At 58.8% G+C, this 10,297-nt stretch carries 11 protein-coding genes; 3 read left to right on the forward strand and 8 right to left on the reverse strand.

Features of this window, described 5'->3' with window-relative positions; translation table 11 throughout:
- Positions 1 to 22: 22 nt before the first annotated feature.
- Positions 23 to 232 carry a DUF6316 family protein gene (locus MARLIPOL_RS17640; RefSeq protein ID WP_036192424.1) on the forward strand — a complete coding sequence of 70 codons (210 nt, stop codon included), beginning with the start codon at positions 23 to 25 and terminating at the stop codon, positions 230 to 232.
- A gap of 40 nt (positions 233 to 272) precedes the next feature.
- On the opposite strand, the gene MARLIPOL_RS17645 is transcribed toward MARLIPOL_RS17640, so the two are convergent.
- The 8 genes from MARLIPOL_RS17645 to glyA form a co-directional block, all read right to left on the reverse strand.
- Complete coding sequence (locus tag MARLIPOL_RS17645; protein WP_012139704.1) at positions 273 to 800, reverse strand: phosphatidylglycerophosphatase A family protein; 528 nt, start codon at positions 798 to 800, stop codon at positions 273 to 275.
- Positions 800 to 1,744 (reverse strand): thiamine-phosphate kinase, encoded by a 945-nt coding sequence (gene thiL, locus MARLIPOL_RS17650; protein ID WP_012139705.1) that lies wholly within the window; start codon positions 1,742 to 1,744, stop codon positions 800 to 802. Before thiL ends, MARLIPOL_RS17645 begins: the two co-directional genes overlap by 1 nt.
- Before the next feature lie 3 nt (positions 1,745 to 1,747).
- Positions 1,748 to 2,224, reverse strand: a complete 477-nt coding sequence (gene nusB / locus MARLIPOL_RS17655; protein ID WP_012139707.1) for a transcription antitermination factor NusB — start codon at positions 2,222 to 2,224, stop codon at positions 1,748 to 1,750.
- The gene (gene ribH / locus MARLIPOL_RS17660) at positions 2,224 to 2,700 is read right to left on the reverse strand and encodes a 6,7-dimethyl-8-ribityllumazine synthase (protein ID WP_012139708.1); all 477 of its coding nucleotides are present in this window, start codon (positions 2,698 to 2,700) and stop codon (positions 2,224 to 2,226) included. The genes nusB and ribH overlap by 1 nt, the downstream gene beginning before the upstream one ends.
- Positions 2,701 to 2,748: 48 nt before the next feature.
- Positions 2,749 to 3,864 (reverse strand): bifunctional 3,4-dihydroxy-2-butanone-4-phosphate synthase/GTP cyclohydrolase II, encoded by a 1,116-nt coding sequence (gene ribBA, locus MARLIPOL_RS17665; RefSeq protein WP_012139709.1) that lies wholly within the window; start codon positions 3,862 to 3,864, stop codon positions 2,749 to 2,751.
- Between the two features lie 67 nt (positions 3,865 to 3,931).
- The gene (gene ribD, locus MARLIPOL_RS17670; protein WP_012139710.1) at positions 3,932 to 5,047 is read right to left on the reverse strand and encodes a bifunctional diaminohydroxyphosphoribosylaminopyrimidine deaminase/5-amino-6-(5-phosphoribosylamino)uracil reductase RibD; all 1,116 of its coding nucleotides are present in this window, start codon (positions 5,045 to 5,047) and stop codon (positions 3,932 to 3,934) included.
- Positions 5,044 to 5,562 carry a transcriptional regulator NrdR gene (nrdR, locus tag MARLIPOL_RS17675; RefSeq protein WP_012139711.1) on the reverse strand — a complete coding sequence of 173 codons (519 nt, stop codon included), beginning with the start codon at positions 5,560 to 5,562 and terminating at the stop codon, positions 5,044 to 5,046. The genes ribD and nrdR overlap by 4 nt, the downstream gene beginning before the upstream one ends.
- Positions 5,563 to 5,656: 94 nt before the next feature.
- Positions 5,657 to 6,913: a serine hydroxymethyltransferase gene (glyA, locus tag MARLIPOL_RS17680; RefSeq protein ID WP_012139712.1), complete on the reverse strand. Its 1,257-nt coding sequence runs from the start codon at positions 6,911 to 6,913 to the stop codon at positions 5,657 to 5,659.
- Positions 6,914 to 7,158: 245 nt separating this feature from the next.
- Between glyA and ettA the strand changes: the two genes are divergently transcribed.
- A complete protein-coding gene (ettA, locus tag MARLIPOL_RS17685; RefSeq protein ID WP_012139713.1) occupies positions 7,159 to 8,820 on the forward strand; it encodes an energy-dependent translational throttle protein EttA in 1,662 nt (553 codons plus the stop codon).
- On the forward strand, positions 8,820 to 10,196 hold the full coding sequence (gene radA / locus MARLIPOL_RS17690; RefSeq protein ID WP_012139715.1) for a DNA repair protein RadA: 1,377 nt from the start codon (positions 8,820 to 8,822) through the stop codon (positions 10,194 to 10,196). The genes ettA and radA overlap by 1 nt, the downstream gene beginning before the upstream one ends.
- Positions 10,197 to 10,297 lie beyond the last annotated feature (101 nt).

A 10,297-nucleotide genomic window follows, 5' to 3' on the forward strand; every position in this document is an offset into this window, starting at 1 on the left:
ACGACAGGGCACAGGAGGCTCCATGGACACTCAACGCCGAACCGGGGAAGACGGGCCCGTACCGTTTCGCAGCAGCCGTTTTTTCTGTGTGGGAAGCAAGTGGTACTTCACGACCAGGGAAGGTTTCGACAGTGGCCCTTTTGCCACTCGTGATCGCGCAGAGACCGGGCTGAGACGCTTTTTACATGTTGTCCGCCTGCTACCCGAAGAGCAACAACAGCAGATACACTGACTCAACCAGCCGACAGATCCGGCTCATGGGAGGAGCCGGATCAGATCATGATCGGCATTAACCACCGGTCAATGGCGAACAGGCAACCGAGCGCCATGAACCCCGCGACCACATCGTCTACCATAATACCCAGACCTCCGGGTGTGCGCCGGTCGATCCAGCCGATCGGCCAGGGCTTCACCACGTCGAACAACCGGAACAACGCGAACGCCATCAACACCCCATAGATATTGTCGGGAATCAGTGCCAGGGCAATCCACATGCCGACAAACTCATCCCAGACAATGCCCCCGTGATCGTGTACTTTCAGGTCATTGGCGGTCTTGCCACACAGCCAGATCCCTGCGACAAAGGCAACCGCAATGACAGCCCAGTAGGCAGCGAATGGTAGCCAGGCAATAGCAAGCCATAGCGGAATAGCCGCCAAACTGCCCCAAGTGCCAGGCGCGCGCGAGGCAGCACCACTGCCAAAGCCGAACGCCAGCAGGTGAACCGGATCACGCAGAAAACCGGGAGGCAGCAGCGCTCCGGTCAATTCGGGCTCCTGCAGGTTATTATCACTACTCATTACTTACTCCCGAAATGATCATATCCACCAGCCACCAGTGAACCCTCGATACCCGTAATGCCGCTTTCGGATACCACCTTACCAACAATACTCAATTGCGTCCGTACAGCCTCTGGCAATTCCTTCCACAGGGCCGGAGGGATAGCAACGCATAGTTCGTAATCGTCGCCAGCCTCAAGTGCCAGCCTGAGGGCTTCGGCCTGGCCCTTGAGGCGAGTGACTGCCGAAGACACCGGCATTGCCTGACAATCCAGGTCAGCCCCGACACCGGAGGCCTCCAGAATGTGCCCAAGGTCTGCCAACAGGCCATCCGAGATATCGATGGCGGCGCTGGCGACCCCTCGCAATGCAATCCCCAGATTCAGCCTGGGAACCGGAGCGTGATATCGCTCCAGGACGGCCCGCTCATCCTCAGACGGGGAGACCGAATCAAGATAATCCAGAGCTGCGCCCGCCGCGCCAAGTGTGCCAGACACACACAGGAAATCCCCCGCTTCCGCACCGGTACGCAATAAAGCTGCACCGGAGGGCACTTCGCCATGTACCTGAAGACTGAGCGTCAGCGGCCCTCGGGTCGTATCCCCTCCGGCCAACTCCAGGCCAAAGGCCCGGGATGCCCGGGAAAGTCCGCGGGAAAAAGGATCCAGCCATTCCGGAGACGCTTCCGGCAAGGTCAGCGCGAGGGTAAAACAGACAGGTTGAGCGCCCATGGCGGCCAGATCACTGGCGGCCACCGCCAGTGATCGCCAACCGAGATGTTCGGGATCATAACCGGCGGGAAAGTGAACTCCCTCAACGAGGGTGTCCACGGAAAAAACAAGTTCATGACCGGACGCAACACGCTCGATGGCACAGTCATCCCCCGGGCCGAGCACAAGCGACCCAGCGCGGCTCTGCCCGGCGAGAGGACTGAAATAGCGTCGTATCAGCTCGAACTCACCCATTCGTTAGCGTGGGCGGGTTTCAGCCAGCCGCAAGCGACGGCTGAGCTTGTCGAGGATACTGTTAACAAACTTGTGCCCCTCCGTACCGCCGAACTTTTTGGCCATTTCAATGCCTTCATTGATCACGACCTTGTACGGCACATCCAGACGATGCTTCAGCTCATAGGCACCAAGACGGACGATGGCCAGCTCAACCGGATCTACTTCGTTGAGCGGACGGTCAAGGAACGGTTCCAGCAACCTGTCGAGTTCGGCCTGCTCGCGGTGAACCCCACGCAACAAATCCCGGAAATAAAGCGTATCCACCTTGGTCATGTCGTTATCGACCAGGAACTCGGATTCGATGTCCGAAATCGCGCTCTTGCTGAAATGGCGCTGATAAAGTCCCTGCATAGCCAGGGCGCGGGCACGGCGACGATCACCGGCTTTCGGTTGCCCGGACGCGCCTGGCTGCGGAGAAGTGTCTTCAGTTGCGCTCATCACTCACCCAGCTTCTTGAACAGGCTGACCATTTCCAGAGCGGTAATCGCAGCTTCCGCACCCTTGTTACCAGCCTTGGTACCAGAACGCTCAATGGCCTGTTCAATGGAATCCACCGTCAGCACACCGAAGGTCACCGGTACATCCGTTTCCAGACTAACGGCACCCAGACCACTGGACGCTTCACCAGCAACATACTCAAAATGCGGCGTACCGCCACGGATCACCGCGCCGAGTGCGATGATCGCATCATGATTGCCTGTTTCGGCAACGCGCTTGACCGCCAGCGGCATCTCGTAGGCACCAGGAACACGCACAATGGTGATGTCTGTATCAGCAATGCCATGGCGACGCAGGGTATCCACCGCACCTTCCACCAGGCTTTCCACAACGAATCCATTAAAACGGCCAACCACCAGGGCATATCGGCCACTGCAGTGGGTGAAATCGCCTTCAATTACTTTGATATCTGCCATGAACGGCTCCTTAACGGGCAGCACTGAGCACCAGTACTGGCGGGTTCATCATTCGGGGGTATAGGGTACGTACTCTTCCACTTCCAGATCGAAACCGGAAATCGCAGAAAACTTGATGGGGGGGCTTAGCAGTCGCATTTTGCCCACACCAATGTCCTTGAGGATCTGGGAGCCGGTACCCACCGTAAAGTACACACCGGAACTGCCTTTCGCAGCTGCCGCCTGCTCTTCTCCGAAGAACTCGTGAATCCGGTCTTCCAGGTTATAACTGTCCTCGGCGCTGTTCAGTAGCACCACCACACCGCGGCCTTCCTCGGCCACTTTTTCCAGGGCGTGGTGCAGCGGCCAGCTGCGAGAATCGGCACGGCGGGCACCCAACAGGTCGCGCAAGGTGTCGGTGATGTGCACGCGCACCAGCACTGGCTCATCCGGCTCGATGTCACCCATCACCATCGCCAGGTGCGTTGCACCCTGGATATTGTCCCGATAGGTCCTCAGGTTGAATACACCGTATTCTGTATCCAGATCGTACTTCTCGACACACTCGATAGTACGCTCGTTCAGGGTACGGTAATGAATCAGATCGGCGATGGTACCGACCTTCAGGTCGTGCTGTTCCGCAAACCGTTCAAGATCCTCACGACGGGCCATGGAACCATCGTCGTTCATGATCTCGCAGATCACGCCTGCCGGTTCGCAACCGGCCAGTGACGCAAGATCACAGGACGCCTCGGTATGACCAGCGCGGCTCAGCACACCGCCGGGGTCCGCCATCAATGGGAATATATGACCAGGCTGAACAAGATCGGATGCCTTGGCATTCTTTGCCACGGCGGCCTGCACGGTACGCGACCGATCCGCTGCTGAAATACCGGTGGTTACGCCCTCGGTTGCCTCAATGGAGAGGGTAAACTTGGTTCCGAATCCGGAAGCGTTACGCTGAACCATCAACGGCAACCCCAGCTGCTCGCAACGGGCGCGGGTCATGGGCATACAGATCAGGCCGCGACCAAAGCGAGCCATGAAATTAATGGCTTCTGGCGTGCAATGCTCCGCCGCCATCACCAGGTCGCCCTCATTTTCGCGGTCCTCGTCGTCCATCAGGATCACCATCTTGCCCTGACGAATATCTTCAATGATCTCTTCTATACTATTCAGTGCCATAGGTATTTTGCACCCTTTCAGTTTGCCGGAGCAGAGCCCGCAACCAACAAACCGTGAATTGAAAACGTTATCGTGGCGCCAGGATCAAACGCTGATCCTCACCCACCTGACGGCGATCCAGCACTTTCCATTGCACTTTATCCGCCATGGACTCCAGTGGCAGATGGGCTGTTGGCCGCCCCGTACTGCCCAGAAATACCGGCGCCTGGTACAGCCAGAGCTCATCCACCAGGCGCTCGTCAATAAAGGTGCCGGCCAGGGTTGGCCCGGCTTCCACCAGTAATTCGTTGATCCCAAGCTCACCGAGAGAATCGAGCAGCTCACCAACATCGATGCCATTATCCTTCCAGGCGACCCCGGTCAGACTAACGCCCAGCGCGGCAAGATCCTGGGCCGGCGCGGTCGCCAATGTGGGGGACGCACAGTACACCTGAACGTTGCCACCCTGAAGAATGTTTGCGCCGCATGGTGTGCGGGCATCACGGTCTGCGATCACCCGTAACGGCATACGAGATGGCTCGGTCGCATCGCCGATATCCCCCAGCTCCTCACGCCGGACTGTCAGCGACGGATCGTCGGCGAGTACCGTACCAACACCGGTCAGCACAGCATCACTCATGGCACGCAGGCGCTGTACGTCCCGGCGGGCATCTGCCCCGGTAATCCACTGACTTTCACCCGAAGCCATCGCCGTGCGCCCATCCAGGCTGGCCGCCATCTTTAACCGGACAAATGGGCGACCAGAATTCATTCGTTTCATAAAACCGGGGTTGAGCCGGGCGGCCTCATCTGCCAGCAGGCCTTCCGTAACGCGGATACCCGCTTCGCGAAGCATGTCCAGACCGCGACCGGACACCGAAGGATTGGGGTCCTTGGTGGCCGCAAAGACATGGGCAACGCCGGCCTCAATCAATGCCTTGGCACAGGGAGGTGTGCGGCCGAAGTGACTACACGGTTCCAGGGTCACGTAAGCCGTAGCGCCTCGCGCCGCCGGCCCTGCCTGACTCAGCGCACGAATTTCAGCGTGGGCCTCACCCGCCCGCTCATGCCAGCCTTCCCCCAGGATCTTGCCGCCCCGGGCAATAACACAGCCTACCCGTGGATTGGGATGCGTCGAGTAGCGCCCACGCCAGGCCAGCTGCACCGCCCGGGCCATGAACGCAGTGTCCTGGGCATCTATCATGCTTTGCCCTTGGAGGAGTGATTACCGGCCAGAACCTTGGCCACATCCACCGGATCCTCGCCGGAATTGGCTGACAGCCGCTCGATCTCTTCCTTGAATTCGTTGATATCCTGAAAGCTCCGGTACACCGACGCAAACCGGACGTAAGCCACCTTGTCCAACTGGCGAAGTTCGGTCATGACTTCCTCGCCAAGCTGCATGGATTTGACTTCACGCTCGCCGGTAGCGCGCAACCGGAACTTGATGCGATTTAACGCGGCGTCGATTTCTTCAATACTGACCGGGCGCTTTTCCAGCGCTTTCATCAGGCCGGAACGGAGTTTTTCCTCGTCAAACGGCTGGCGCGTGCCATCCTGCTTGACCACCCTTGGCATTACCAGTTCGGCGGATTCAAAGGTTGTGAAACGCTCACGGCAGGACAGACACTCTCTGCGACGACGCACCTGATCCCCCTCGGCCACCAGCCGTGAGTCAATCACCTTGGTATCTGCTTCACCACAGAAGGGACAGTGCATAATCGGGAGCTCCGGAAAATAGCCGGGTTAAGAGTCACCGGTTAAAGAATTGCCGGGCCGTCGACGGGACGACCCGGCCTGCCTTGCCTGAAGTTTAGCCCGCGTACACCGGGAAGCGAGCACACAGGGCTTCAACCTGTTCGCGTACACGGTTATTGACGGCATCGTCTTCCAGGTTATCGAGGATGTCACACATCCAGCCGGCCAGATCGCGGCACTCGGTCTCGCCAAACCCGCGGGTAGTCACCGCCGGAGTACCGATACGCAGCCCAGACGTCACAAACGGGGAGCGCGGATCGTTCGGTACCGCGTTCTTGTTGACGGTGATGTGGGCACGGCCCAGGGCTGCATCCGCATCCTTACCGGTAATGTCCTGCTTGATCAGGCTGACCAGGAACAGATGGTTTTTAGTACCACCGGACACGACATCGTAACCGCGCTCAATGAATACCTGCGCCATCGCCGACGCGTTCTTCACAACCTGCTGCTGATACGCCTTGAACTCTTCGCTCATGGCTTCCTTGAAGCACACAGCCTTGGCAGCAATCACGTGCATCAGCGGGCCGCCCTGGCCGCCCGGGAAAACCGCGGAGTTCAGTTTCTTCTGCAGATCCGCATCGTCGCAGGCCAGAATCAGGCCACCGCGTGGGCCGCGCAGGGTCTTGTGGGTGGTAGTTGCAACCACGTGGGCGTGGGGAACCGGGTCAGGATAGACACCAGCCGCCACCAGACCTGCAACGTGAGCCATATCCACAAACAGGTAAGCACCCACTTTGTCCGCAATCTCGCGGAAGCGGGCAAAATCCAGCTCCTGGGAATAGGCAGAGAAACCGGCAATGATCATCTTTGGCTTATGCTCAACCGCCAGGGCTTCCACTTCGTCATAATCGATCAGGCCGGTTTCCGGGTTCAGACCATATTGAACGGCATGATAGATCTTACCGGAAAAGTTCACGCTGGCACCGTGAGTCAGGTGACCACCGTGGGCGAGGCTCATACCCAGAACGGTATCGCCCGGCTTCAGCAGCGCCATGAATACCGCGGAGTTGGCCTGGGAACCGGAGTGCGGCTGCACGTTGGCGTACGCGGCGCCGAACAGCTCCTTGGCGCGGTTAATCGCCAAGTCTTCGGCAATGTCGACAAACTCACAACCACCATAGTAGCGCTTACCGGGGTAGCCTTCGGCGTACTTGTTGGTGAGCACGCTGCCCTGGGCTTCCATCACCCGCGGGCTGGTGTAGTTTTCTGAAGCAATCAACTCGATGTGAACTTCCTGACGCTTTTCTTCCGCCTGCATGGCGTTCCAGAGTTCGTCGTCAAAGCCGGCGATTTTCATATCACGATTAAACATGGATGCGCTGCCCCTGTGTGCTTAGCTGCCCGAAAAATTTGGGCGGCTATTCTATCCTACAAATGGGTGAAAAATCATCCTTTATACCGCCAGCTGCCCCTCCGCAGAAACCGTCATACGGCAATTTTCGCTTACATCGATCACTTCCCCACAATTGCCATAGCCTGCCTGTTTCGCTACCTTACGGGGCTAATCCGCGAGTTCCTTTTATTTACCTCCGAATACAACAGAGGACACAGCCAGTTATGGCCCAGTACGTATACACCATGAACCGCGTGGGCAAGGTGGTTCCGCCCAAGCGTGAAATCCTCAAGGACATTTCCCTGAGCTTCTTCCCGGGCGCCAAGATTGGCGTACTCGGCCTCAACGGTTCTGGTAAATCCACCCTTCTTCGCATTATGGCGGGCGTGGACCAGGATTACATCGGTGAAGCCCGCCCCCAGCCAGGCATCAATGTGGGCTACTTGCCCCAGGAACCAGAGCTGGACGAAGACAAAACCGTCAAGGAAATTGTCGATGAGGCAGTCTCCGGCGTCCACGACGCACTGGCGGAACTGGATCAGGTTTATGCCGCCTATGCCGAACCGGATGCGGATTTTGACGCTCTCGCCAAAAAGCAGGGTGAACTGGAAGCGTATATCCAGGCCACTGACGGCCACGATATTGAACGCAAGATGGAAGTCGCCGCGGACGCGTTGCGTCTTCCGCCATGGGATCAGAAGGTCCAGGTGCTGTCAGGCGGTGAGCGCCGTCGAGTAGCGCTCTGCCGCTTGCTGCTGTCCGGCCCGGACATGCTGCTGCTGGACGAGCCCACGAACCATCTGGATGCCGAATCCGTGGCCTGGCTCGAGCGCTTTCTGCATGACTACGAAGGCACCGTGGTTGCTATCACCCACGACCGCTACTTCCTCGACAATGTCGCCGGTTGGATCCTCGAACTGGACCGCGGCCAGGGCATTCCGTTTGAAGGCAACTACAGCCAGTGGCTGGAGAACAAAGAGAAGCGCCTGGAGATGGAGTCCAAGCAGGAAGCCTCTCACCAGAAAGCCATCAAGCAGGAACTGGAATGGGTACGCAGTAATGCCAAGGGCCGCCAGTCCAAGAGCAAGGCCCGCCTGGCCCGCTTTGAGGAAATGAGCTCCCAGGAATTCCAGAAGCGCAACGAAACCAACGAGCTCTATATCCCACCCGGTCCCCGCCTCGGCAACAAGGTGATCGAGGTAGAGGGCATCAGCAAGTCCTTCGGGGAACGTCTACTTTATGAGAACGTGTCTCTGAGCGTCCCGCCGGGCGCCATTGTCGGTATTATCGGTGGCAACGGCGCCGGTAAATCCACCCTGTTCAAGATGATCGCAGGCTTCGACAAGCCTGATTCCGGCAGCATTACCGTGGGTGACACCGTGGAACTGGCCTACGTGGATCAGATGCGGGACCTGGATGGCAGTAAAACCGTGTGGGAAGAACTCTCCGACGGCAATGACATCATCAAGGTGGGCAACTACGAGACCCCCTCCCGGGCCTACGTGGGACGTTTCAACTTCAAAGGCAGCGACCAGCAGAAGCGTGTAGGCGATCTGTCCGGTGGTGAGCGTAACCGGCTGCATCTGGCTAAACTGCTGAAACAGGGCGGCAATGTGCTACTGCTGGACGAACCCACCAACGATCTGGACGTGGAAACCCTCCGCGCTCTGGAAGAGGCGCTGCTGAACTTCCCGGGCTCTGCCCTGGTGATCTCGCACGATCGCTGGTTCCTGGACCGGGTGGCCAGCCATATCCTGGCGTTCGAGGATGACGGCGACGTAGTCTATTTCGAAGGCAACTTCACTGAGTACGACGAAGACTTCAAGAAACGCAAGGGGGACTCTGCCATGCAGCCCAAGCGTATGAAGTACAAGAAGCTCGCCTGATGGCCAAAGCCAAAACCGCCTACGTCTGCACCGAATGCGGTGCGGACTATTCCAAATGGCAGGGCCAGTGCACGGCCTGCCAGGCCTGGAATACCGTCAGCGAAGTCCGCGGCGTCAGTAGCAATGCCAAAGGCGCCCGCGGTGCCCGCTTCGAGGGATTCGCCGGCAGCCTGTCGGAAGTCCAGAGCCTGGACGACGTCAGCCTCGCCGAGCAGCCCCGTATCAGCTCCGGCATGCAGGAGTTTGACCGGGTTCTCGGCGGCGGCCTGGTAGAGGGTTCGGCCGTTCTGATGGGTGGCCATCCGGGTGCCGGCAAAAGTACGCTGCTGCTTCAGGCAGTCTGCCATCTGGCGGCCAGTGTTCCGGCCCTGTATGTCACCGGTGAGGAATCCCTGCAACAGGTGGCCATGCGTGCCAAACGCCTGGGTTTGCCCACCAGGGATCTGAAAATGCTGTCGGAAACCAGCGTCGAGCGGGTTATGCAGGTGGCAGAAACGGAAAAACCGCGGATTCTGGTGGTGGACAGTATCCAGGTGATGCATGTCGCCGACACCGAATCCGCTCCCGGCAGCGTGTCCCAGGTCCGCGAAAGCGCCGCCTATCTGACCCGCTTCGCCAAACAGACCGGCACCATCCTGTTCCTCGTTGGCCACGTGACCAAGGACGGCAGCCTCGCCGGCCCGAAGGTGCTGGAGCACATGATCGACTGCTCCATCCTGCTGGAAGGTTCCAGCGATAGCCGCTACCGCACGTTGCGAGGCATCAAGAACCGCTTTGGCGCGGTCAATGAGCTGGGCGTTTTTGCCATGCTGGAACAGGGCCTGAAGGAAGTGAAAAACCCCAGCGCAATCTTCCTCAACCGGGGCGAGGAGGCTGCACCCGGCAGTGTGGTGATGGTGGTCTGGGAAGGCACCCGACCCATGCTGGTGGAGATCCAGGCACTGGTGGACATGGCCCAGGGTGGCTATCCGCGACGCGTGGCTGTTGGCCTGGATCAAAATCGACTGGCCATGCTGTTGGCTGTTCTGCATCGCCACGGCGGGATGCATGTGTCGGATCAGGATGTGTTCGTAAACGTGGTCGGCGGTGTGAAAGTCAACGAGACCAGTGCCGACCTGGCGCTGTTGGCTGCAATTGTCTCGTCCTTCCGCGACCGCGCCCTGCCCCAGGATCTGGTGATTTTCGGAGAAGTCGGCCTGTCGGGTGAGATTCGTCCGGTACCCAGTGGCCAGGAACGGATCTACGAGGCCTCCAAGCACGGCTTTACCCACGCACTGGTGCCCAAGGCCAACGTGCCTCGCAAGCCTGTTGAGGGGATGACAGTGATTCCGGTGACGAAGCTTAGTGAGGCGCTTTTGGCTTTGGAGGAGGTTTAAGCTACCGCCCCAGACTTTTTTGATTGGTGCTGGGGCGAGATTGGAAAAGCCTGTCCAAAAACCGCTACGAGCACATCCATGTGCGCTTCTCTCAGGCCATC

It is taken from the genome of Marinobacter lipolyticus SM19, assembly GCF_000397065.2.
GTDB classification, from domain to species: domain Bacteria; phylum Pseudomonadota; class Gammaproteobacteria; order Pseudomonadales; family Oleiphilaceae; genus Marinobacter; species Marinobacter lipolyticus.